19 protein-coding genes, 2 tRNA genes and 1 pseudogene are annotated in these 23782 nt (G+C 70.5%); 16 read left to right on the forward strand and 6 right to left on the reverse strand.

What is annotated here, in order from left to right:
- Window positions 1-157: 157 nt before the first annotated feature.
- Window positions 158-1156: a LacI family DNA-binding transcriptional regulator gene (locus tag ACIRL2_RS23170; protein ID WP_395862952.1), complete on the forward strand. Its 999-nt coding sequence runs from the start codon at window positions 158-160 to the stop codon at window positions 1154-1156.
- A 137-nt stretch (window positions 1157-1293) separates the two neighbouring features.
- Here ACIRL2_RS23170 and ACIRL2_RS23175 read toward each other — a convergent pair whose 3' ends face one another.
- From ACIRL2_RS23175 to ACIRL2_RS23185, 3 genes are all read right to left on the reverse strand, one after another.
- Window positions 1294-2175 (reverse strand): hypothetical protein, encoded by an 882-nt coding sequence (locus ACIRL2_RS23175; protein ID WP_402234273.1) that lies wholly within the window; start codon window positions 2173-2175, stop codon window positions 1294-1296.
- Between the two features lie 312 nt (window positions 2176-2487).
- On the reverse strand, window positions 2488-3282 hold the full coding sequence (locus ACIRL2_RS23180; protein WP_402234275.1) for a hypothetical protein: 795 nt from the start codon (window positions 3280-3282) through the stop codon (window positions 2488-2490).
- 305 nt (window positions 3283-3587) lie between these two features.
- Window positions 3588-4565 carry an ADP-ribosylglycohydrolase family protein gene (locus ACIRL2_RS23185; protein WP_402234277.1) on the reverse strand — a complete coding sequence of 326 codons (978 nt, stop codon included), beginning with the start codon at window positions 4563-4565 and terminating at the stop codon, window positions 3588-3590.
- 167 nt (window positions 4566-4732) lie between these two features.
- On the opposite strand from ACIRL2_RS23185, the gene ACIRL2_RS23190 reads away from it, so the two are divergent.
- From ACIRL2_RS23190 to ACIRL2_RS23200, 3 genes are all read left to right on the forward strand, one after another.
- Complete coding sequence (locus ACIRL2_RS23190) at window positions 4733-5575, forward strand: EamA family transporter (protein WP_395862944.1); 843 nt, start codon at window positions 4733-4735, stop codon at window positions 5573-5575.
- Window positions 5576-6318: 743 nt separating this feature from the next.
- A complete protein-coding gene (locus tag ACIRL2_RS23195) occupies window positions 6319-6447 on the forward strand; it encodes a hypothetical protein (RefSeq protein ID WP_402234278.1) in 129 nt (42 codons plus the stop codon).
- Window positions 6441-7118: a TIGR03619 family F420-dependent LLM class oxidoreductase gene (locus ACIRL2_RS23200; RefSeq protein WP_402234280.1), complete on the forward strand. Its 678-nt coding sequence runs from the start codon at window positions 6441-6443 to the stop codon at window positions 7116-7118. Before ACIRL2_RS23195 ends, ACIRL2_RS23200 begins: the two co-directional genes overlap by 7 nt.
- 571 nt (window positions 7119-7689) lie before the next feature.
- On the opposite strand, the gene ACIRL2_RS23205 is transcribed toward ACIRL2_RS23200, so the two are convergent.
- Window positions 7690-7760: transfer RNA gene (locus ACIRL2_RS23205), tRNA-Gly, on the reverse strand.
- A 96-nt stretch (window positions 7761-7856) separates the two neighbouring features.
- Between ACIRL2_RS23205 and ACIRL2_RS23210 the strand changes: the two genes are divergently transcribed.
- The 5 genes from ACIRL2_RS23210 (at window position 7857) to clpX (ending at window position 13643) form a co-directional block, all read left to right on the forward strand.
- A tRNA-Pro gene (locus tag ACIRL2_RS23210) sits at window positions 7857-7932 on the forward strand.
- Between the two features lie 115 nt (window positions 7933-8047).
- Window positions 8048-9472, forward strand: a complete 1425-nt coding sequence (gene tig, locus ACIRL2_RS23215) for a trigger factor (RefSeq protein ID WP_395862924.1) — start codon at window positions 8048-8050, stop codon at window positions 9470-9472.
- A gap of 1292 nt (window positions 9473-10764) precedes the next feature.
- The gene (locus ACIRL2_RS23220) at window positions 10765-11406 is read left to right on the forward strand and encodes an ATP-dependent Clp protease proteolytic subunit (RefSeq protein WP_371863129.1); all 642 of its coding nucleotides are present in this window, start codon (window positions 10765-10767) and stop codon (window positions 11404-11406) included.
- A gap of 141 nt (window positions 11407-11547) precedes the next feature.
- Complete coding sequence (locus ACIRL2_RS23225; protein WP_395862922.1) at window positions 11548-12210, forward strand: ATP-dependent Clp protease proteolytic subunit; 663 nt, start codon at window positions 11548-11550, stop codon at window positions 12208-12210.
- Window positions 12211-12362: 152 nt separating this feature from the next.
- The gene (gene clpX / locus ACIRL2_RS23230) at window positions 12363-13643 is read left to right on the forward strand and encodes an ATP-dependent Clp protease ATP-binding subunit ClpX (protein ID WP_360304477.1); all 1281 of its coding nucleotides are present in this window, start codon (window positions 12363-12365) and stop codon (window positions 13641-13643) included.
- Between the two features lie 86 nt (window positions 13644-13729).
- Here the strand turns inward: clpX and ACIRL2_RS23235 are convergent, their stop codons facing one another.
- Window positions 13730-14392 carry a hypothetical protein gene (locus tag ACIRL2_RS23235; RefSeq protein ID WP_395862920.1) on the reverse strand — a complete coding sequence of 221 codons (663 nt, stop codon included), beginning with the start codon at window positions 14390-14392 and terminating at the stop codon, window positions 13730-13732.
- A gap of 128 nt (window positions 14393-14520) precedes the next feature.
- On the reverse strand, window positions 14521-15246 hold the full coding sequence (locus tag ACIRL2_RS23240) for a hypothetical protein (RefSeq protein ID WP_402234283.1): 726 nt from the start codon (window positions 15244-15246) through the stop codon (window positions 14521-14523).
- 320 nt (window positions 15247-15566) lie between these two features.
- Between ACIRL2_RS23240 and ACIRL2_RS23245 the strand changes: the two genes are divergently transcribed.
- The 7 genes and pseudogenes from ACIRL2_RS23245 to mreD form a co-directional block, all read left to right on the forward strand.
- Window positions 15567-18200: a valine--tRNA ligase gene (locus ACIRL2_RS23245; RefSeq protein WP_395862916.1), complete on the forward strand. Its 2634-nt coding sequence runs from the start codon at window positions 15567-15569 to the stop codon at window positions 18198-18200.
- Between the two features lie 114 nt (window positions 18201-18314).
- Entirely contained in the window at window positions 18315-19724 is a 1410-nt protein-coding gene (locus tag ACIRL2_RS23250) for a bifunctional folylpolyglutamate synthase/dihydrofolate synthase (RefSeq protein ID WP_402234285.1), read from the forward strand.
- Between the two features lie 2 nt (window positions 19725-19726).
- Window positions 19727-20062: a DUF4233 domain-containing protein gene (locus tag ACIRL2_RS23255; RefSeq protein ID WP_395862912.1), complete on the forward strand. Its 336-nt coding sequence runs from the start codon at window positions 19727-19729 to the stop codon at window positions 20060-20062.
- A gap of 118 nt (window positions 20063-20180) precedes the next feature.
- On the forward strand, window positions 20181-20591 hold the full coding sequence (ndk, locus tag ACIRL2_RS23260) for a nucleoside-diphosphate kinase (protein ID WP_020550731.1): 411 nt from the start codon (window positions 20181-20183) through the stop codon (window positions 20589-20591).
- Window positions 20592-21043: 452 nt separating this feature from the next.
- Window positions 21044-22063 carry a rod shape-determining protein gene (locus ACIRL2_RS23265; RefSeq protein WP_026218256.1) on the forward strand — a complete coding sequence of 340 codons (1020 nt, stop codon included), beginning with the start codon at window positions 21044-21046 and terminating at the stop codon, window positions 22061-22063.
- A 113-nt stretch (window positions 22064-22176) separates the two neighbouring features.
- Window positions 22177-23226 carry a rod shape-determining protein MreC gene (mreC, locus tag ACIRL2_RS23270; protein WP_402234288.1) on the forward strand — a complete coding sequence of 350 codons (1050 nt, stop codon included), beginning with the start codon at window positions 22177-22179 and terminating at the stop codon, window positions 23224-23226.
- Window positions 23227-23230: 4 nt separating this feature from the next.
- Window positions 23231-23737: pseudogene (gene mreD / locus ACIRL2_RS23275) on the forward strand (rod shape-determining protein MreD); the annotation flags it as partial.
- Between the last annotated feature and the right edge of the window lie 45 nt (window positions 23738-23782).

Here is a 23782-nt window from a genome sequence, read left to right on the forward strand (position 1 = left end):
GGCGGGTGAGACTCGCCGAGTGACTCGGAAGGCCCGGTCGCGGTGCGGCCGGGCCTTCCTGGCACATAATCAGCCAATGGGGACGGTACGTCGACACGAGGACCGGCGCGGCGGGCCACGTGCCCGGTGCGGCCCCGACCTGGGCGACAATCGCCCCATGAGCACAACGAGACGCCCCCCGACCGGGGCCGATGTGGCCCGCGCCGCAGGCGTTTCGCGCGCGACCGTGTCGTACGCGATGAACGACGTCCTGGACAGCCGCATCCCCGAGGAGACCCGGCGCCGGGTCCGCGAGGTCGCCGCCGGGTTGGGGTACGAGCCGCGTTCGGACGCGCGATCGTTGCGGCGCGGGCGGACCGATCTGGTGCTCGTGCCGACCTACGTGGTGCCGTTCGGACAACTGATCCAGCGCTTCCTGGACGGCCTGGCCCGCGAGTTGCACGCCCTGGGGCACACCCTGGTGATCCACGGCAATCCCGCCGCGCACGGCATCGAGGCGGCGAAGGCGTGGGGCGCGCTGAACCCGGCGGTGGTGCTGGTCCTGCCGGAGCGGATGTCGGCCGACGGCGTCGAATACCTGACCTCGCGCGGGATCGCCGTGGTGGCCCTGGGCCACAGCCCCGCGCCGGTCGCGCTCACTCTGAAGGCCGATCACGAGGCGGCGGGCAGCCGGGCCGCCGAGCATCTGATCGAACGGGGTCGGCGCGACCTCGCCGTGGTGGTGCCGCGCGAGCCGGGCCTGGCCGAGATGGGCCTGGAACGGCTCGAGGGCTTCCGGGCCACGGCCGAGGCGGCGGGTGGCACGGTGCGGGTCGTGGAGATGGCCGAGGATCCGGCCGAGGCCGCGCGGATCGCGGGGGAGTGGCGGGCCGAGGGGCGTCCCGACGGGGTGTACGGCTACAACGACGAATACGCCGCGCTGCTCATGGGCGCGTTGGCCGACGTGGGCGTAGCGATCCCGGAGCAACTCGCCATCGTCGGGACGGACGACCTGAGCCTGTGCGAGATGGTCCGGCCCCGGCTGACCTCGGTCGCCTTCGAGGAGTTGAAGCCGATGAGCGCGGTGGCGGCGGCCATCGTCGCGGTCGGCGAGGGGGCGATCCAGGGCGATCTGGACATGTGGCGGATGACGTTGCGGGCCCGCGACTCGAGCTGACCGTGCCCGGCGCGCCCGTCGAGAGCGTGTCGCACGCGGTGGTGGGCGCCGGCGGGTGCCGACGGTGCCGGCGGGCGTCGAGTGGGCGCCGGTCGGCGCTTGGGCCGCGCCGACCGGATGCCGGGATGCCGGCCGGGTCAGACGCGCGGGGCGGCCGTGAGCTTGGCGATCTGGCGGGACACGAGGTCGTCGGCCGGAAGCGCGGGTGTGGTCGCGGACAGGTCCGCGTTGCTGACCACCACGACCGTCGAGCCGATCCGGACCACGATCTGGCCCAGCGCGCCGCCCGCTTCGGGGGTCATCCCGACCGCCAACGACTCGTCGCCGAGGGTGGCGTGCGCGATCTCGGCGTACGCGTGGGTGCTCGTCTCGCCCTCGGCGTCGGTGGAGGTGATCGACGCGCAGGATTTCAGCGCGCTGCGGCCCTGGGCGAACAGGTTCCGCGCGCCGGCGTCGGTGAAGGCGAACAACTCGACGACGATGAAGCCGGTCGGTGTGGGGCCGCCCTTGGCCACCGACGCCTGCGCGGACGCGGTGGGCGCGCCGGCGGCCTGGGCCGGGCGCAGCAGGTCGATCAGCGGCTGGCACGCGGTGTCCCGCGCGGTCTCCCGGACTTCGGTGCGATCGTTCGAGACGACCTCGTAGGCGCCGGGCGGCATCTCCGCCGCGGTCAACAGGGCGGCGTCGAGGCGGGATTGGGCGGTCGGGTCGGAGCCGGTTCCGTTGCCGTTCCCGGGCGGGGTGGCCGACTCGTCGGTGGGGGGTTGTGCGGGCGGAGGTTCCCCGGGGGAGGAGTCCGTGGCGGGCGGGCCGGAGGCGGGCGGCCCGGCAGCCGGCGGCGCGGAGCCCGCAGGCGCGGTCCCCGACGGTGCCGGTGTCGCCGCGGCCTTCGCCTCGGGCGTGGCCGTGTTCGCGTACTCGCGCGCCAACGCCTCCTCGTCGCGACCGCACGCGGTCGCCGCCAGGAGCACAGCCCCGGCGATCACCGCTGTTCCCACCCGAATCACGATTCTGCGCATACGAGGTTTCCTTCGGAGAAGCTCGGTCGGTCCGGTGGGGCCCGAACGCCGGACGAGGACGGCGATCGGGCCGATCGGGATCCGATGGGCCATCAGGAAGCGGAACAGCGGCCGACCGGCCGCCCGCTCATCCCACCCACGAGCAGGGCATCCGGCGCCGGATCGGGCGGAGTTCGCCGCCCCGGAGCCGAAGCGTCGGCCGGTGTCGGGCCGGGCGCGGCCGCCCGGTCGAAAGGGGGCGCAACGAGAGCGGCAACATCATGCTGGAACCTGCTTGCATTTGCCAACCATCCACCGCCGACCCATCGGGAATCACGACTTCGCCGCTGCCGTGATCCTTTCGACCTGCTTGGTGACCAGAGCGAGATCCGGCACCTTGGCGGCGTTGCCGGAAAGGTCCGCGGAGCTGATCACGATCAGCGTGGAGCCGACCCGGATCGCGATCGACGCGCGTGCGCCGCCGTCCTCGGGTGAACTGGTGATCGCCAACGTGTCGTCGCCCAGCTTCGGGTGGGCGATTTCGGTGTGCTTGATCGTCGAGGTCTCACCCTCGGGGTCCTTCATCGACACCGACCCACAGTTCTTCAGGGCCGCGCGCCCCTTGGCCATCACGGCTTCCGCGTCGGTGCCCGAGAAGGAGAACAACTCGCTACCGATCACGCCGGTGGGGATCGGGGTGCCCATCGACACGAAGGCCTGAGCGACGGCGGCCGGCTTCGTGGCGCCCTGCCTCGGCAGGAACAGGTCCACGAGCGGTTGGCAGTCGGCAGGCGTCGCGGTCGCGCGGTCGTCCGACCCGGCCGCGGGCCGGGTCAGGTAGACGCCTTGCGGGAGGTCGGCGGCGGTGAGTACGGCCTTCTCCAATTGCGGGCCGGTCAACGCGGAAACCGCGCCCGCGGCCGAGGACGGGGCAGCCGGCGGCGTCGTGCCGGCCGCCGGCGTACCCGGAATCGGCGCGGACGGCGCGGACGGCGCGGCCGAACTCGGCGTGCCGGCGGCCGATTTTCCGCTGTCCTTCTTGTCGTCGTCGGAACCGCACGCGGTCGCCGCAACGAGCAGTGCACCGGTGATCACGATCGAGCCCAGCCGAGACATGGATGTGCGCATGGAACGGGTTCCTCCGAGGAATGCGGCCCGCTCCGACGCACCACGCCGGTACGAAGCGTCGCGAGAGCACGACGCGGCGGGCCGCGAAGAGAGTGTGACGGGCCTTCAGGAGCCTTCAGGAAGCCGACACACCGAACTCGCAGCCCGGACCACGTCTCCCCACAAGACGGTTCAGCCGGCGACGAACGAGTCGGGACTCTCCGCGACGCGTTGCGAACCAGCTTGCGTCGAAGGCAAGTTGGTGCCGATCGGCGCGTCGCGACGAGAGCGCGCTCATCATCGTGCACCTCGGCGAACTTTGCCAACTAATTGAGCGGGGAGTTCGCCACCGCGTCCTGCCACCAGGTCGGCAGCGCTTCCACATGCCTCGTCCACTCGGCGGGCAACTCGGCCCGGACACCCACGATCGCGCCGACGATCGCGCATGTGGTGTCCACGTCGCCGCCCGCGCTCGCGGTGGACCAGAAGGCCGCCGGGTAGTCGTCGAGGTGCCGGGACGCGGACCACACCGCGAACGGGACCGTGTCCGGTGCGCTCACCTCGTGACCGTTGCCGAGCATCCGGCCGACCGCGCGGGAGTCCTGACGGTCCACCAGATCCAGTGCCGCGCCCAGCCGTTCGCGGACCAGCCCGGTGGGTGTGCGATCGCGGACAAAGCTCACGAAGTCGCCCGCACCCGGCCGGTCCAGGGTCGCCGCGCCCGCCGCCGCGACCGCCACCGCGACCGCGCCGGCAACACCTTCGGGATGGGTGTGCGTGACCTCGGCGGACAACGCGGCCTGCTCCGCCACCATGTCGAGGTCGTCCGCGAACCACGCGCCCAGCGGCCCGACGCGCATCGCCGCCCCGTTGCCCCACGAGCCCTGGCCGTCGAAGGGCTCGGCGGCCAGCGTGCGCCAATCACCGCCTTGGCGAACCAGTCGCAACATCCGGTTCGTGGAAGGCCCGTAGCCCCGATCGAAGTCGTGCCGGTGAGCGAAGGACTTGGCCAACTCGTCTTGGTCGACGGTGCCGCGCCGGGTCAACTCGGCATGCAGGACGCAGGCCATCTCGGTGTCGTCGGTCCACGGCCAACTGCCGCTCGGCAGGCTGCGATCGGCCAGGTGCGGGAGGTTGTCGGGGACGAAGAACTGGGCGCCGAGCGCGTCACCCAGCGCGAGGCCGCGCAACGAGGCGAGGGCGGAGGCGGCGCGGGCGGCGGGGGTACGGCGGGTGGAGGGGACGGAGGGAGTGCGGGCGGAGGAGGCGTCTTCGTAGGAGGCGTGCGTCATATGGACAGTCATTATTCCGCCCTCCGTGCTTGGATGTCCCGTGCTTGGATGCCCCGAATGACCTGCTCCCGGGCGCCCGGGAGCGCCGTCCGACTCCGGACCGACGAAGCCGCTCCGACCGGGGGCATCGCTGTGACCGATGCCCTCCGTACGCCGGCCCGGCCGTCGCGCGAGCGCACGTGACGCCCGCCGTCACCGTCGCGGTGCTGGGCTCGGCCGGATTGCACGCGGCCTGGAACGCACTCGCGCACGGGCTCAAGGACCGGCTCGGGACGATGGTGATGATCCAGGTGGCAAGCCTGGCCATCGGCCTGTCCTGCCTGCCGTTCGTCGGCGTCCCGGCCGCCGGTGCCTGGCCGTGGCTGCTCGGCTCGGCGGCCCTGCACGTGGTCTACAACCTGCTCCTGCTGGAGACGTATCGGCTGGGCGACTTCGGCCAGGTGTACCCGATCGCGCGTGGCACCTCCCCATGGGTCACCGCGCTGATCGGGGTGACCCTGCTGCACGAGTACCTGACCGTGACGCAGACCGTCGGTGTCGTGGTGATCTCGGCGGGCATGCTGGTCCTCGCCCTGGCCGGCGGCATCCCGCGCCGCAGCGAGGCGACCGCGGTCCTGGCCGCACTGGCCACCGGCTGCGCGATAGCGCTGTACACCGTCCTGGACGGCGTCGGCGCGCGATCCTCGGGCTCGGCGATGTCGTACGCGGCCTGGCTGTTCGTTCTCGAATCGGCCCCGACCATCCTGGTCCTGCGCCTCCGCGCACGCCGAGACCCCACCACCACCCCGAATCCGCAACGTGCCTGGGGCCTGCTCGGCGGCGCGATGTCGCTCGCCGCCTACACCCTCGTCATCTGGGCCCAGACCCGAGGCACCCTGGCCACGATCGCCGCCCTCCGCGAAACCTCGGTCGTCTTCGGCGCGATCATCGGCACCCTGATCTTCCACGAGACCTACGGCCGCCACCGAATAGCAGCCACCATCCTGGTCCTCACCGGCATAACCGCGATCAACCTCCCCTAGGCCGCTGCCGCAATCTCCCTCCGAGCTCCGCGAGACCCGGCACCGCATCCACCCCTCGGGCTGCTCGCCGCACTCGCCGTTCCGGAACACAGTCGAACCGCATGGGTTGGCTTCGCCGACGTACGGCACCGATCGCTGCGGAGCCCAATGGGGGTCACGCCCCGGCACCCGCCAAGATCTGCCGAAGCAGGCCCCGGGTCCACCCCGAGTGCGTGTCGGCCCGCAACGCTTCCCGTGGGCGGCACGAACTTCGCCCCTGCCAAGCCGCGATCGATGCCCTGTGCGCGTCCGAACCCGGGCCCGGGTACGGCGCGTTCGGCCGCCGGAGAGTCCCGTCGTCGCCTACCGGACCCATGGGCACACCGGACTCGGCGGCGGACGCGATGCCCACAACCCGCGCGACCCGCCGGCGGCGCCCACCCGGCGAACACGTGGGTTGCCGTCCGCCACACGCCTGCTGACGTCCGCCACCCGCCCGCGACGGTGTCGGCCGAACGCCACTTCAGCCTCCCACTCCCGATACCGCATCGGCTTCCTTCGACCCGGCCCCGAGTCGAGTGCCAGGCCCTACGGTCGAGTCGAAGCCAGTGTTGCCGACAGTCCGACGTAGCCGACCGATCGAGGCCAACCCGGAGGCGTACATGAGATTCGGCGTGAACATTCCCAACTACGGGCCCACCGCGAGCCCCGACGCGATGTTGACCTAGGTCCGGCATGCCGAGGATCTCGGCCTGGACCTGGCCATGCTGTCCGACCACATCGCGGTCACCTCGGACGTCGCCGCCCAATACCCGGCGCCCTTCTACGAACCACTGACCGCACTCGCCTGGCCGGCCGTACCGAGCGAATCCGGCTGGGCACCACCGTGCTGATCCTGCCCTACCGCGACCCGCTGCCGACCGCCCGAGTGACCGCCAACCTGGACCGATACAGCGCCGGCCGCCTGGTCCTGGGCATCGGAATCGGCTGGGCCGAGGAGGAATTCGCCGCGCTGAAGATCCCGTACGCCGAGCGCGGCCGGATCACCGACGAATACCTCGCGGCGCTGCACACGCTGTGGTCCGAGGACATCGCCTCGTTCGAGGGCACCCACACCTCCTTCACCGGCGTACACACCGCCCCGCGCCCGCTCCAATCCCCGCGCCCACCGCTGTGGATCGGCGGCAACAGCCCCGCCGCCATCCGCCGCGCGGCCCGCCACGGCGACACCTGGCACCCCCTGGGCGTCACCCCGCAATGGCTCGAAAAGCAGGGCCTCCCCGCCCTCCGCATCGCTGCCGAACAGGCCGCCCGCCCAACCCCCACGGTCACCCTGCGCACCCCACTCCGAGTCACCACCACCCCGATCCCCGACGCCGACCGCCTCCCCGGCGAGGGCACCCTCCCGCAAATCGAGACCGACCTGGCCGCCCTCGCCACCCTCGGCATCGCCCACGTCCTCCTCGACCCCCGCTACCGCGAACCCACCCGCCTCCAGCCCCCCGAAACCGACCGCACCCACCTCGAAGCCATAACCCCCCTCCTCACCACCCACCAGCCATAACCCCACCGGCACGCGGCCGAGACCCAATCGCCGGCGGAATCCCTTCTCGCCCCGGGTACCCAAGCCGCCGGCCAAAATGAGGCGGCCCCGGACGAACACCGACATCGAACGCGCGATCAATCCGCCATCGAAGCCCGACGCGCGAGCCCCCTCGTCAGCCGTTCTCGAGCCGCCCCAGAGCCGGCGAACATGTGCACGGAGCCGGATCCGTCGCCGGATCCGTCCGCTCGAACCGGAGCCACAGGACAAAGGTCACTCGGTACCGGGACCAAAGACCCGTCTCTCCACCACGAATCCACCCCGGCGGGCCCCATCGCGGCACATCGATCCAGTGAGCGTGATCACGAGGCCACCGACGCGTCACCCGCCCGGATCAAGCCCGAACGAGGCGGGAGCCATACCAAAGCCCACGAAAAATCTGTCCGCCCCAATCCCCGAACGAGACCCGAACCCGCGAGCCCACGTCGAAAGCCAAGACCACGCCAGAACCACGCAAGGACCGAAAGTCCCGAGGTACGACGAAGGCCCAGACCAGGGAAAACATCCCCTGACCTGGGCCTTCGTACTTCTGAGCGGGTGACGAGGATCGAACTCGCACCACTAGCTTGGAAGGCTAGGGCTCTACCATTGAGCTACACCCGCAGCTGGTGTGGCGTGCACGTGGCGCCTAGGTTAGCGGATTGGTGCGCGGCCAGTGCAGACTCTAGCGTGTCGTCCTCTAGACTTCATCGGGCGCCACGGGGCGTAGCGTAGTGGCTAGCGCGCCTGCTTTGGGAGCAGGAGATCGGGAGTTCGAGTCTCCCCGCCCCGACCACCACATCATGGATTCGCTGCAGGATGGATCGGTACGCCGGTTCTGAACCTTCAGTGTGCCGTCAGGCAAGATGCACAGGCCCGGAAGAACAGCCCGCAGCAAGGAGACCCTTACCGTGAAGAGCGCCGTCGAGACGCTGAACCCGACCCGGGTTCGGCTCACCGTCGAGGTTCCCTCCGAGGAGCTGAAGCCCAGCCTCGACGCGGCGTACAAGAAGATCGGCAAGCAGGTGACGGTCCCGGGCTTCCGCAAGGGCAAGATCCCGGCTCGCATCATCGACCAGCGCTTCGGTCGCGAGGCCGTTTTCGTCGAGGCGTTCGATGAGATCCTCTCCTCCTCGTACGGCAAGGCCGTCGAGGAGAACGAGCTGCGCGTCCTGGGCCAGCCCGAGGTCACCGAGGTCACCGACGTGACCGAGCTGGCCGGCGGTGCCGATCTGAAGTTCACCGCAGAGGTCGACACCCGTCCCGAGATCGAGCTGCCGGACTACTCCGGCATCGAGGTCGAGGTCGATGACATCACCGTCACCGACGAGGACGTCGCCGAGAAGATCGAAGAGCTGCGTGACCGCTTCGGTGCGCTGAACACCGTCGAGCGGGCCGCGGCCGAGGGCGACACGGTCGTCATCGACATCGAGGCCAAGGTCAACGGCGAGGTGCTGGAGGACGGCGTCGCGAAGGCGATGTCGTACCAGATCGGCGGCGACACGATGCTGGACGGCCTCGACGCCGCCGTCATCGGCGCGTCGGCCGGCGAGACCAAGACCTTCGAGACCGAGCTCCAGGGTGGCAGCGCGGCCGGCGAGACCGCCGAGGTCTCGGTCCAGGTGACCACCGTCAAGGCCAAGGAGCTCCCCGAGCTCGACGACGACTTCGCGCAGCTCGCCAGCGAGTTCGACACGCTGGACGAGCTGAAGGCGGACCTGCGCGAGAAGCTCGACCACCAGAAGCTGCACGACCAGCAGAACGAGGGTCGGGACAAGGTTCTGGAAGCCCTGCTCGAGCAGATCGAGGTGCCGCTGCCGGAGAGCATCGTCACCGAGGAGATCGAGCAGCGTCGCGGTCAGCTCGAGCAGCAGCTCGGCATGATGGGCATGGACCTGGCCAAGTGGCTGGAGATCCAGGGCCAGACCGCCGAGGAGTACGAGACCGAGCTCCAGGACAGCGTCCGCAAGGGCATGCGCGCCCAGTTCGTGCTCGACGAGGTGGTGAAGAAGGAGCAGCTCTCCGTCAACCAGGAAGAGCTGACCCAGCACCTCATCCAGCGGGCGCAGCAGTCCGGCATGAGCCCGGACCAGTTCGCGCAGCAGGTCATGCAGTCCGGCTACGTGCCGGTCCTGGTCGGCGAGGTCGCTCGCGGCAAGGCCCTCGAGGTCATCGCCAAGGGCGCCAAGGCCAAGGACGCGTCCGGCAACGAGGTCAGCCTCGGTGTCGACCTGCACGCGGACGACGCGGACAACCACGAGGGCCACGACCACGCGGAGACCGAAGAGGCCGCTCCCGCGTCGGACGCGACCGCGGAGGAGAAGGCCGAGGCCTGATCCACACTCGCGCGACGCCCTCGCGACGCGCGCGACTCGCGATGGCCGGTCGGGGTGACCCGCGGCGCACGCAGTGCGTGTAGGGCGTAGTAGCTGTAGGGAGTAGGACCCGACGCTTCGGGCCCGGTCCCCGCTTCGGCGGAGACCGGGCCCGAAGTGCGTTTCGGGCGCGAGGCGCACGGGTGGGTGCGGGAGGGGCGGCGGGGGGAGGGCTCCCACGCTCGGAGTACGCCTGGAGCCGGTCGCACGGTCGGGTGGATGCCGGGCCGCCCGGCCGTGTTCGGAGATCGGGTCCGCTCGGCGGTGCGGCAGGTGCGCGGTGTGGCGACGGTGGCGCGGATGGTTCGCGCGGGCGAACCACCGTGCGGGGCCGGTCTCGCGATCCGTCGCCGGTCTCGCGATCCGTGTCGCGCCGATTCGTACCGGGCCGCGCGCGTCGGCTGGTCGCCGACTGCCCCGAAGATGCCTGCGCCGGCCCCGAGGAGCCTCCGCGCGAGTCGAGTCGGTGTCCGATATCGGCTCGCGCGATCGGCGGCCCGTGGCAGCCGTTCTCGCCCTCTCGCCCGGCAACCCGTTGCCGCCCGCACGGCGCAGGACACGGGCCCATGGCGCCGGAGACCCCGTCCCGGTACCCACCGAGCCCCCGATTCCGGTTTCGCCACCCCAAGCTCCGCGCGGTTTCCGTTTCGCCACCCCAAGCTCCGCGCGTCTTCGGTTTCGCCACCCCAAGCTCCGCGCGTCTTCGGTTCCGCCACCCCAAGCTCCCCGCGTCTTCGGTTCCGCCACCCCGAGCTCGCGCGATCCCGGTTCCGCCACCCGAGCTCCCCGCGATCCCGGCCGATCTGCCCGAGCGGCCCAGCGAGCCTGCGGGGCGCGCAGCGGGCGTGAGTCGTGCCGGGCCGAGTCGGCCGGGCGCGACGCGGGGCTCGAGAGGACGGGCCCGGGGCCCGGTCCCGGCCGGGACCGCACCGCACCGGTCCGCACCGGTCCGCACCAGGGGTCGCGGCGGGCAGTCGGCGCGGTCGGGCCGGGGCCGACGCGGGACTCGGGGCGGCGGAGCCGGGACCGGAAGGTTGTCCCGGCCTCGCTCGATCCGCGCGCGACTACCCCGATACCGCCCGGATGCCGCCTTGCTGCGCTCTGGGCGAACAGTCCTGAGTCTGGGATGGCCTGCGACGATCCGCGCGTTAGGGTCGCTGTACGAAGGGGGTCACCCGCCACGAACGCAGGTGCCTCCCAAGGTCGACTTCGTGACGGCTCGGGATTGCCGTCGGAAACGAGCAGGTGGATACGTGACGAATCCGCAGATCGTGACTCCGGGGCTCGCGGTGCCCACTTCGCGTGCATCTCAGCCGGGTGGGATGGGGCTCGACGACCAGGTCTACAACCGGTTGCTGCGCGAGCGGATCATCTTCCTCGGCTCGGTGGTCGAGGACCAGATCGCCAACGCGATCTCCGCCCAGCTCCTGTTGCTGAACGCAGAGGACCCGGAAAAGGACATCTGGCTCTACGTCAACTCGCCCGGTGGCTCCATCACCGCCGGCATGGCGATCTACGACACGATGCAGTGGATCAGCAACGATGTCGCGACCGTCGCGATGGGCCTGGCCGCCTCCATGGGCCAGTTCCTGTTGACCGCCGGAGCCCCCGGCAAGCGCATCGCGCTGGCCAACTCCGAGATCCTGATGCACCAGCCGTCCGCCGGTCTCGGTGGCTCGGCGTCGGACATCAAGATCCAGGCCGAGCAGCTCCTGCGCACCAAGCGCAAGATGACTCGCCTGATCGCGCACCATTCCGGGCAGACCCCCGAGAAGATCGAGCACGACTCGGACCGCGACCGCTGGTTCTCCGCCGAGGAGGCCAAGGAATACGGCCTGGTGGACCACGTGGTTCGCAGTGCGGCCGAGGTTCCCAACACCGGCAGCACCAGCTGATACCGGCGGCTGTACACAGCTGAACCCGGCTGACCGACAGCTGATCCACACCAGCCGACCCCGGCTGGGAAACAGCGTGAGTCGGCCTCCGGTCGCCCAGCCACTGAGTCGAGTCCGCAGTCCCGGAGGGCTGAGATTTCCATGAATGACAATCTGTTCCACCGGCCCGAGGGCCTGGCACCGTTGGCCTCGCGCAGCGCCGAGAGCCGTTACGTCCTGCCGCGTTTCATCGAGCGCACGTCGCAGGGTTTCCGCGAGCAGGACCCGTACACCAAGCTGTTCGAGGAGCGGATCATCTTCCTGGGTGTCCAGGTCGACGACGCCTCCGCGAACGACGTGATGGCGCAGCTGCTGACGCTCGAGTCGATGGACCCCGATCGGGACATCTCGATCTACATCAACTCGCCCGGCGGTTCCTTCACGGCGCTTACCGCCATCTACGACACGATGCAGTTCGTGCGCCCCGACATCCAGACGGTGTGCATGGGCCAGGCGGCCTCCGCCGCCGCCGTTCTGCTCGCCGCGGGAACTCCGGGCAAGCGAATGGCGCTGCCGAACTCCCGCATCCTCATCCACCAGCCGTACAGTGAAACAGGGCGCGCGCAAGTCAGCGACCTGGAGATCCAGGCTCGTGAGATCCAGCGCATGCGCACCATGCTGGAAACGATGCTCGCGCAGCACAGCACGAGGCCGATCGAGCAGGTTCGCGACGACATCGAGCGCGACAAGATTCTGACGGCCGAAGAGGCGCTTGCGTACGGCCTCATCGACGAGATCACCGCACCTCGGAAGGTCGTCGGCTAGTGTCCCCGCCCGGTCGGCGGCTTGCCGCCGACCGGACAACGGTGACCGGTTGATGGTCAAAACCGGGGGATCGGAGATTCCGGCGGGGTACCGTCGAAAGACCAGGCACCAGGTCCGGGACATCCGGGGCCCAGGCGAAGGAGATGCACCTCGTGGCACGCATCGGTGACGGTGGCGACCTGCTCAAGTGCTCGTTCTGCGGAAAGAGCCAGAAGCAGGTGAAGAAGCTCATTGCCGGTCCGGGTGTCTACATCTGTGACGAGTGCATCGACCTGTGCAACGAGATCATCGAGGAGGAGCTCTCCGAGTCCTCCGAGTTGAAGTTCGAGGAGCTCCCCAAGCCGCGGGAGATCTACGAGTTCCTCGACGGCTACGTGGTCGGGCAGGAAGTCGCCAAGAAGGCGCTCTCGGTAGCGGTGTACAACCACTACAAGCGGGTCCAGGCGGGCGAGTCCGCCAAGGCGTCCCGGGACGACGGCGTCGAACTGGCCAAGTCGAACATCCTGCTGCTCGGGCCGACCGGCTGTGGCAAGACGCTGCTGGCCCAGACCCTGGCCCGGATGCTCAACGTGCCGTTCGCCATCGCCGACGCGACCGCGCTCACCGAGGCGGGCTACGTCGGCGAGGATGTCGAGAACATCCTGCTGAAGCTGATCCAGGCGGCCGACTACGACGTCAAGAAGGCCGAGACCGGGATCATCTACATCGACGAGGTCGACAAGATCGCTCGCAAGAGTGAGAACCCGTCGATCACGCGCGACGTGTCCGGTGAGGGCGTGCAGCAGGCGCTGCTGAAGATCATCGAGGGCACCACCGCGAGTGTGCCGCCGCAGGGCGGCCGCAAGCACCCGCACCAGGAGTTCATCCAGATCGACACGACGAACGTGCTGTTCATCGTGGGTGGCGCGTTCGCCGGCCTGGAGAAGATCATCGAAGGCCGGGTCGGCCGCAAGGGCATCGGCTTCGGCGCGCAGATCCGCTCCAAGCGCGATGTGGAGAGCGCCGACTCGTTCGCCGACGTGATGCCCGAGGACCTGCTCAAGTTCGGCATGATCCCGGAGTTCATCGGCCGGCTGCCGGTGCTCACCTCGGTGCACAACCTGGACCGCGAGGCGCTCATCCAGATCCTGACCGAGCCCAAGAACGCGCTGGTGAAGCAGTATCGCCGGCTGTTCGAACTCGACGGGGTCGAGCTGGACTTCGAGATGGAGGCGCTGGAGGCGATCGCCGACCAGGCGATCATGCGCGGCACCGGTGCGCGCGGCCTGCGGGCGATCCTCGAAGAGGTGCTCCAGTCGGTGATGTACGAGGTCCCGTCCCGCAAGGACGTGGCCCGCGTCGTGGTCACCGACCAGGTGGTGCTCAAGCACGTCAATCCCACGCTTGTGCCGCGCGACGTGGTCAAGCGGGAGCGGCGCGACAAGAGCGCCTGAGCCGAACCCTCCACCCACCGGCAACCGAGCGGAAGCCGAACGGCGGCCGGAAAGCCCCGGGACGGCAGCCGAGGTGCCCAGGACGGCTATCGGGCGGTGCCCGCGTACACGTTCGCGATCACCAGCCGAGCGTGTGCGACACCGGCTCCGTCGCTGACGTGCACGAGATCGTGCTCGTCGCCCCACAGACACATCGCCGTGGTGGGGTTGCTCCAGCAGCGGAGCAACCCCGGCGGGCCGGGTACGGCCGGATCCTCGGTCAGCGACACCGCCGGCACGAAGTCCCGGACGTACGCCGCCGGCGCCGTGTCCCGCCTGGTCGCCAGCGTCAGCAGCACCGTCTCGCCGATCTGCCCGCCGCCGAAGACCTCGGTTCGGACGTCGGTGAAGGTCCGCCCGATCGTCGCGTCGAGTTCGCCGACCGTGCCGGGCAACTCCTGGTGGGGGACCGGGCCTCGGGCCTCGATCGTGGTCGGCATCACGAGCGGTCCGGCGATCCGTACGCCGGCAGGCGCGGTCGGCAGGCCGCGCGGCCGACTCGGACCGCCGCCGCTGCCGCCCGAGTCGAGCAGCAGTACGACGACCACCACCGCGGCCACGACCACCGCCGCGCTGCCCAGGACGCCCACGAGCAGCGCGGCCCGGTCCCGGGAGCGGTCGCTCGGCGGCGGAGCGTCGGTCGGTGGGCCGCTCGGGTATCCCGCGCCACTCGTCCCGGACTCCTGCATGCCGCCGTACCCGTCGCTCATCGCCCCCACCACCTCGTGGCTCGGCCGTACGTCATCGGTACCCGGTACAACGACGGTAGGGCCGCGAGGCGACGCACGAACGCGCGTTCCGCCGCGGCCCCGCCGGCGCATCCGGGACCGCCCCGCCGCTACTTCTCCAGATCCGCGCGCATCGCCTTGAACTTCGCCGCGGCCTGATCCGCCGACGACTGTTCGAAGTAGGCCACAGCCGTCGTGTACCGGTCCGCCCACCCGCAGATCGCCGCGGGCCCGGCGGCCGAACCGGGCATGCACTCCAGCGTGCCGCCCAGCGGGCCGGCGTCGTAGGACTTCATCGTGACCCCGTCCGGGACGCTGCCGCCGCTGCCGTTCACGTACTCGACCATGCCGCGCAGCATGTGCTCCAGCCGCTTGCCGTCGACCCCGGTCATCCCGTCCACGCCCACGAACAGCACCGCGCGCGGGCCGGCCCCGGTCGCGCCGTATGCCGCGACCACCACGTTGTTGACGCGGTCGCGCACCTCGCCCGGGTCGACCGGAACGTCGGTGGGCCCGTCGGTCAGCCGGGTCAGGCCGCCCGCCCGGGCGGCGGGCTGGAGCCTGCGCACACCGGCCGGCGTCGACGGCCGGCCGGACGGGACCGATGTCGAGGGCGCGGTCGGCTGGGCCTTGCCGCTCGGCAGCTCCGCCGGCCGCGTCACGGCCGAGGTCGCGGTCGCCCCGGCGTCGGCCGGTCGGTCCGGTGTGGCGACCGCCGGGCCGCTCCGGTCGGCCTTGTCGTCCTTGGCCTGACAACCCGTCAGCACGGATGCCCCGAGCACCGAGACGGTGACGGCGGTGATGGTGGTGAGCAGTGTCGAGGTGCGAGTACGCACGAGATCCCCCCGGATTCACGGATTCACGGATATCGGGCCGGCTCCCGACGCCCCGACCGATGCCCCCATCGTCGAAACCGGATACCGCCCACGGCGCAAGTTAGCGGTGCCCGGCGCCCGGCGGGGTCGCGGTGACAGCACGGTGACAAGGGCGGGACGCCTCCGGGGCGAAACCGACCTCCGCGCCCGCCGCCACGCCCCCTCCGCGCCCGCCGCCTCGACGGCCGCGTCAGCGCCGCCCGGCCGTCGCCCGCCCGCCGCGCCACCGCCCCACCGCCGCCGCGTCGAAGGCGCCCGCGCGCCTTCCGTAGACTGGGGCGGTGACCGAGAACACCATTCCCGCAGCCGCTGCCGCCGAGCAGCCGCAGGCCCTTCCCTCCCAGTACACCCCCGCCGAGGTAGAGGGGAAGCTGTACGAGCGCTGGGTAGCCGCGGGTTGGTTCGAGGCCGACGCGAAGAGTGACAAGCCCCCGTACACGATCGTCATCCCGCCGCCGAACGTCACCGGACAGCTGCACCTGGGCCACGCGTTCCAGCACACGCTGATGGACGCGCTCACCCGCCGCAAGCGCATGCAGGGCTTCGAGGCGCTGTGGCTGCCCGGCATGGACCACGCCGGCATCGCCACCCAGAACGTGGTCGAGCGCGAGCTGGCCAAGGAGGGCAAGTCCCGGCACGACCTGGGCCGCGAGGAGTTCGTGGACCGGGTCTGGCAGTGGAAGGAAGAGTACGGCGGGAAGATCCTCGGCCAGATGCGTCGCCTCGGCGACGGCGTCGACTGGTCGCGGGAGCGCTTCACCATGGACGAGGGCCTGTCCCAGGCCGTGCAGACCATCTTCAAGCGGCTCTACGACGACGAGTTGATCTATCGCGCCGAGCGCATCATCAACTGGTGTCCGCGCTGCCTGACCGCGATCTCCGACATCGAGGTCGAGCACCAGGACGACGAGGGCGAGCTGGTCTCGATCCGCTACGGCGACGGCGACGCCGCGATCGTGGTGGCCACCACGCGCGCCGAGACCATGCTCGGCGACACCGCCGTCGCGGTGCACCCCGGCGACGAGCGGTACGCGCACCTGGTCGGCACAGAGATCGAACTGCCGCTCACCGGGCGGCGGATCCCGATCGTGGCCGACGAGCACGTGGACCCCGAGTTCGGCACCGGCGCGGTCAAGGTGACCCCGGCGCACGACCCGAACGACTTCGAGATCGGCCGCCGGCACAACCTGCCGATGCCCTCGATCATGAACGAGCGGGCGATCGTCACCGTGCACGGCCCGTTCGAGGGACTGGACCGCTACGAGGCGCGCTTCGCGATCGTGGCCGCGCTGCGCGAGCAGGGGCGGATCGTCGCCGAGAAGCGCCCGTACACGCACGCGGTCGGGCACTGCTCGCGCTGCAAGACCACCGTCGAGCCGCGCCTGTCCATGCAGTGGTGGGTCAGGGTCGAGCCGCTGGCCAAGGCCGCCGGCGACGCGGTGCGCGACGGCCGGGTGACCATCCACCCGCAGGAGCTGGCCGGGCGCTACTTCGGCTGGGTCGACAACATGCACGACTGGTGCATCTCGCGCCAGTTGTGGTGGGGCCACCGGATCCCGGTCTGGTACGGCCCGAACGGCGAGACGGTCTGCGTGGGTCCGAACGACGAGGCGCCGACCGGCGAGGGCTGGACGCAGGACACCGACGTGCTCGACACGTGGTTCTCCTCCGCGCTGTGGCCGTTCTCCACGCTGGGCTGGCCCGAGCAGACCGCCGACCTGGCCAAGTTCTATCCGACCGACGTGCTGCTCACCGGGCACGACATCATCTTCTTCTGGGTCGCCCGGATGATGATGTTCGGCCTGTACGCGATGGACGGGCAGGCGCCCTTCCACACCATCGCGCTCACCGGCCTGGTCCGCGACCAGTTCGGCAAGAAGATGTCCAAGTCGTTCGGCAACGTGGTCGACCCGATCGACTGGATGGACGCGTACGGCACCGACGCGCTGCGCTTCACCCTGGCCCGCGGCGCCAACCCCGGCACGGACGTGCCGATCGGCGAGGACTGGGTCCAGGGCTCGCGCAACTTCTGCAACAAGATCTGGAACGCGACCCGGTTCGCGCTGATGAACGGCGCGACCGTCGAGGGTCCGATGCCGGCCGCCGAACAGCTCGCGGCGGCCGATCGCTGGATCCTGTCCCGGCTGGACGCGGTCGTGGCCGAGGTGGACGCGTACTACGAGGACTACCAGTTCGCGAAGCTCTCGGACACGCTCTTCCATTTCGCCTGGGACGAGGTCTTCGACTGGTACGTCGAACTGGCCAAGCTGCCGCTCAACGGTGAGGACGAGGCCGCCGCGCAGGCCACCCGGCGCGTGCTGGGCCACGTCCTGGACGTGACGCTGCGGCTGCTGCACCCGATCGTGCCGTTCGTGACCGAGGAGTTGTGGACCACGCTCACCGGCGGCGAGTCGCTCGTGCCCGCCGAGTGGCCCACCCCGAGCGGGTTCGCCGACCCGGCTGCCGAGGCCGAGATCACCACGCTCCAGCAGGTGATCACCGAGGTTCGCCGGTTCCGCTCGGACCAGGGCCTCAAACCCGGCCAGCGGGTGCCGGCCAACATCTCGCTCGCGGGCACCGCGATCGCCGCGCACGAGGCGGCGCTGCGGCAACTCGCCCGCTGCACACCGGCCGGCGAGGGCTTCGCGGCGACCACGTCCTTCCCGGTCGCGGGCGCGGTGATCGAGCTGGACCTGTCCGGCGCGATCGACTTCGCCGCCGAGCGCAAGCGACTGACCAAGGACCTGGCCGAGGCGGAGAAGGTCCGAGACGTGAACACCAAGAAGCTCGGCAACGCCGGCTTCCTGGCCAAGGCCGCCGCCGATGTGGTGGACAAGGTCCGGGACAAGCTGACCGGAGCCGAAGCCGACATCGAACGCATCAAGGGCCAGCTCGACCGGCTGCCCACCGCCTGATCCGAGCGGTCGCGCGGCCCGGGCACACCCACCCGGGCCGCGCGGACGATCGGCGAGCCGCCACCCCGGCTCGGCCCCAACCCCCGAAGAACTCGATCGGAACCGGTGACACCAGTGACAGACCCCGCCGAGGCAGCGGCCGCGCAGCGCGCCGTGGAGGCCGAGCTGATCGGGCGCTGGCCGGAGACCAAGCTCGACCCGTCCACCGACCGCGTGGTCGCGCTGATGGACGTGCTCGGCGAACCCCAGCGGGCGTACCCGGTCATCCACATCACCGGCACCAACGGCAAGACCAGCACGGCCCGGATGATCGAGGCGCTGCTGCGCGCGTTCCAACTGCGCACCGGCCGCTTCACCAGCCCGCATGTCGAGTCGATGACCGAGCGGATCAGCCTGGACGGCGAGCCGATCAGCGCCGAGCGGTTCGTGGAGACCTACCACGACATCCGGCCCTACATCGACATCGTGGACGCCGCGCAGCCGTACCGACTGTCCTTCTTCGAGGTGATCACCGCGATGGCGTACGCCGCGTTCGCCGACGCGCCGGTGGACGTCGCGGTGGTCGAGGTCGGCATGGGCGGCACGTGGGACGCGACCAACGTGGTGGACGGCACGGTCGCCGTGGTCACCCCGATCGCGCTGGACCACGTCGCCCGGCTCGGTGGCACGCCCGGCGAGATCGCGGTGGAGAAGGCCGGGATCATCAAGAAGGACAGCCTGGTCGTGCTGGCGCAACAGCCGGTGGACGCGGCCGAGGCGCTGATCCGACGCGCGGTCGAGGTGGACGCGACGGTGGCCCGCGAGGGCATGGAGTTCGGCGTGGTCCGGCGCGACCTGGCGGTCGGCGGCCAGTTGCTCACCCTGCGCGGCCTGGCGGGGGAGTACGAGGACGTCTTCCTGCCGCTGCACGGCAGCCATCAGGCGCACAACGCGGCGGTCGCGCTGGCCGCCGTGGAGGCGTTCATGGGCGTCGGGGTGGCCGATCGACCAGGGCTCACCAGCGGTGGCGCGCTGAACGCGGACCTGGTCCGCGAGGCGTTCGCGTCGGTCACCTCGCCGGGCCGACTCGAGATCGTCCGGCGCAGCCCCACCGTGCTGATCGACGCCGCGCACAACCCCGCCGGCGCCCGGGCCGTCGCGCAGGCGATGACCGACTCGTTCGACTTTCGGCATCTGGTCGGCGTGGTCGGCGTGATGGGCGACAAGGACGTGCGAGGTGTGCTGGAGGCGCTCGAACCGGTGCTCGCCGAGGTCGTGGTGACGCGGAACTCGCAACCACGCGCGATGCCGGTCGACGAACTCGCCGCGCTCGCGGTCGAGGTGTTCGGCGCGGACCGGGTCGACGTGCAGCCGGCCCTGCCGGACGCGATCGAGGCCGCCGTCACGCTGGCCGAGGAGGAGGGCGACCTCGGCGGCGCGGGCGTGCTGATCACCGGCTCCGTGGTCACCGTCGGCGAGGCCCGGGTGCTGCTCAAGGGCGCCGACACCGGGGGAGCCGGCCATCGCAACGGAAGGGACGCCTGAGCATGCGCGCGCTGTGTTCGACCCACCTGATCGGCCAGGCCATGGTGATCTGCCTCGCCGCGCTGGTCGCGATGCGACTCACCGACATCTCCACCGGCGTGTTGTGGGCGGTCGCCGGGCCGTCCGCGCTCTTCTGCGTGCTGCTGTGCGCCAAGCTCAAGGAACCGTGGGCGATCACCGCCGGCTGGGCGCTGCAACTGGGCCTGTTCGTGACCGGTTTCGTGGTCCCGATGATGTTCCTGATCGGCGTGGTGTTCGCGGCCATCTGGTACGGCTGCATCCGGGTCGGGCGGATCATCGACGCCGCCAAGGCGGCCCGGATGGCTACCGCCGAGTGACTGAAGGCGTACGGCCGAAAGGTTGATGCGTTACCCCGGATAGGCTCTGGGCGTTGACCGTTCGTCGGGTCGCGAGGTCTGTGCCCGTACCCCCCTTTCGAGGAAGCAAGGAGCCAACGTGTCCGAGCGCACGCTCGTCCTGGTCAAGCCGGACGGAGTCCGGCGTGGTCTCGTCGGTGAGGTCATCGGCCGTATCGAGCGCAAGGGCTTCACCCTGGCCGCGCTCGATCTGCGGGTGATGGACCGCGAGACGATCGAGCGGCACTACGCCGAGCACGAGGGCAAGCCGTTCTACGCCCCGCTCGTGGAGTTCATGACCTCGGCCCCGTCCGTGGCGCTGATCGTCGAAGGCGAGCGGGTGATCGAGTCCTTCCGCGTGCTCGCCGGCGTCACCGACCCGATCAAGGCCCTGCCGGGCACCATTCGCGGCGACTTCGCCACGATCACCCGGGAGAACATCGTGCACGGCTCCGACTCGCCGGAGTCCGCCGAGCGCGAGATCAAGAACTTCTTCCCCGAGCACGCCTGAGCGTCCGGTCGCGGCGCCCGGGGTGTTCGCCAACCCCACGCGCCGGGCCGGGCCCGTGCCGTGTCGATTCCCGCCGTGACGCACGTGTCGCGATGAAGGGCGAATGCCGCGCGACGCGCGCGGGCCGCGCGGGAGATCGATTTTTTTCGCGACCACGCCGTGTGGACCTCCACACGACCCGCCGGGACGCCGATCGGGCGCCGGCCGTGCGCTGTTAGAGGGAAATCCCTCCACTTGCCGCGCGTGGCACGCAACCCCTCACCCCGTGATCACGTCATGGTGGATGGAGGGTGCAGCCGTGCCCCGGTACGTCGCGGTTCTGCCGCCGGTACACCCGTGCCTACGATGTTGGTCGGTCGATCCGGTGTCGTCGGTGCGACGTCCCTCGGCCGGCTCATGTCCTCATGGCTACGAGCTCGGGAAGGCCCTAGGTTCTTTATATGGCGAACAACTTGTCGTTCATCGGTCGTGACATGGCGGTCGACCTCGGTACGGCCAACACGCTGGTGTACGTCAGAGGCCGCGGCATCGTATTGAACGAGCCGTCGGTGGTCGCCAAGAACACCACTACCGGGGGCATCCTGGCGGTCGGCGCCGAGGCGAAGAAGATGATCGGGCGCACGCCCGGCAACATCGTGGCGATCCGACCGCTCAAGGACGGCGTGATCGCCGACTTCGAGATCACCGAGCGGATGTTGCGCTACTTCATCCTCAAGGTGCACCGCCGCCGGTACCTGGCCCGTCCGCGCGTGGTGATCTGCGTGCCCTCGGGCATCACCGGCGTCGAGCGCCGCGCGGTGGTCGAGGCGTCCAGCCAGGCCGGCGCGCGCAGCGTGCACATCATCGAGGAACCGATGGCCGCCGCGATCGGCGCCGGTCTGCCGGTGCACGAGGCGACCGGCAACATGGTCGTCGACATCGGCGGCGGCACCACCGAGGTCGCCGTCATCTCGCTCGGTGGCATCGTCACGGCGCAGTCGATCCGGGTGGCCGGCGACGAGTTGGACAACGCGATCATCGCCTACGTGAAGAAGGAATACTCGCTGCTCCTGGGCGAGCGCAGTGCCGAGGAAATCAAGATGTCGATCGGCTCGGCCTTCGACCTCGGCGAGGACGAGCACAGCGAGATTCGCGGCCGCGACCTGGTCAGCGGCCTGCCCAAGACGATCGTGATCTCCACCTCCGAGGTCCGCAAGGCCATCGAGGAACCGGTCAACACCATCGTGGACGCGGTCAAGAGCACGCTGGACCAGTGTCCGCCCGAACTGGCCGGCGACGTGATGGATCGCGGCATCGTGCTCACCGGAGGCGGCGCGCTGCTGCGCGGCCTCGACGAGCGGCTGCGGACCGAGACCGGAATGCCGATCCACATCGCCGACAACCCGCTGGACTCGGTGGCCCTGGGCGCGGGCAAGTGCGTCGAGGAGTACGAGAAGCTCCAGCAGGTACTGGACGCCCAACCACGCCGCTGACCCGGGACGCGGGGGCGGTCGGCCGGTCCGCCGCCCCCGGATCCGGTCCGGCGCGGCCACACACCACAACTGCCCACAAGCGCCGCAACGTACGAAAGGGGCGGGCGCGCATCGTGAGGGACTCCCGGCACGGTCGGCTGGTCCTCGTGCTGCTGCTAGCGATCTCTTTCGCCCTCATCACCGTGGACATCCGCGGTGGCCGGAACTCGCCCATCGCGAATGTCCGCGACTGGGCCTCGGCCGTGTTCGGCCCCGCCGAACGCGGCGTGTCCGCCGCAGTGGACCCCGTCGGCCGGGCCGTGAACGCGGTCAAGGACGCGGGATCCCACGAGAGCGAGAAGAAGCGCCTGCAGGACGAGAACGCCAAGCTTCGTCAACAGGTGGACAACATCGAGTTCGACCGCAATCGCGCGGCCGAATTGGACAAACTGCTCAAGGTCTCCTCGGCCGGGCAGTACAAGATCAAGCCCGCGCGCGTGGTCGCCATCGGGCCCGCCCAGGGCTTCTCCTGGACGGTCACCCTCGACGCGGGCGTGGGCGACGGCATCAAACCGGACATGACCGTGATCAACGGCGACGGTCTGGTCGGCCGGGTGACCCAGGTGGGTCCGATGACCTCGACCGTGCTGCTCGCCACCGACCCCGGATTCGCGGTCGGCACGCGCCTGGCCGGGTCGATGGAGATAGGGATCACCTCGGGACGCGGCGACAAGCCGATGAACCTCAAGCTGCTCAACGGGCAGGCCCGGGTCAAGAAGGGCGACCGGCTGGTCACCTTCGGCTCGCAGGGCGGCAAGCCGTTCGTGCCGGGCGTGCCGGTGGGCGAGGTTGCCGAGGTGCGCAACACCCCGGGCGAACTCACCCGCAGCGTCGAGGTGCGGTCGTACGTGCGCTTCTCCGGCCTGGACACGGTGGGCGTGGTGATCGAACCGCCGCGCACCGACCCGCGCGACGCGGTGCTGCCACCGCCGATCCAGGAGGCGGCCGCGCCGCCGAGTACGCCGCCCGTGCCGCCGGCGCCGCCCGCGAGCACCGAGCCGCCCAAGGGTGCCTCGGCCGCGAAGCCGCCCGCCGGCGGGACCCGGACCAACAACGCCAACGCCGCCGACGCACGCCGCAAGCCGCCGCCCGGCGGCGCGACCCCACCGACCGGAAGGGACTGAGACGGTGCGGATCTCCCGCGTGTTCTATGCCGCGCTGCTGATCGTCGTCGCGCTCGTGGTCCAGGTGAGCGTGCTCGCCCGGCTCGGTCTGCCCGGTGCGGTGCCGGACCTGTTGCTCCTGGTGGTGGTCGGGCTCGCGCTGACGTACGGGCCCACCGCCGGCTGCGTGATCGGCTTCGCGGCCGGCCTGTGTGCCGACCTCGCGCCGCCCGCCGACCACGCGGCGGGCCGGTACGCCTTCGTGTTGTGCCTGGCCGGGTACGTCGCCGGCCTGTTCGTCTCGCGCAGCCCCAGACGCTCGGTACTCACGCCGATCGCCGTGGTCGCGGTCGCCGCGGCGGGCACCACCGTGCTGTACGCGGCGGTCGGCGCGCTGGTCGGCGACGGCGCGGTGCGCCAGGTGGGGCTGACCAAGCTGCTGCTGACCGCGGTGGTCTACGACGCGATCCTGGCGCCGTTCGTGGTGCCGTGGGTGATGGCGCTGGCCCGCAAGGTGGATCCCAAACCGATGCTCTCGGGCCTGTCCCGGTAGGGGGTGAACGCCCAAGATGCGTAA

Origin of the sequence: Embleya sp. NPDC127516 (assembly GCF_044765325.1) — a bacterium.
Lineage (GTDB): Bacteria > Actinomycetota > Actinomycetes > Streptomycetales > Streptomycetaceae > Embleya.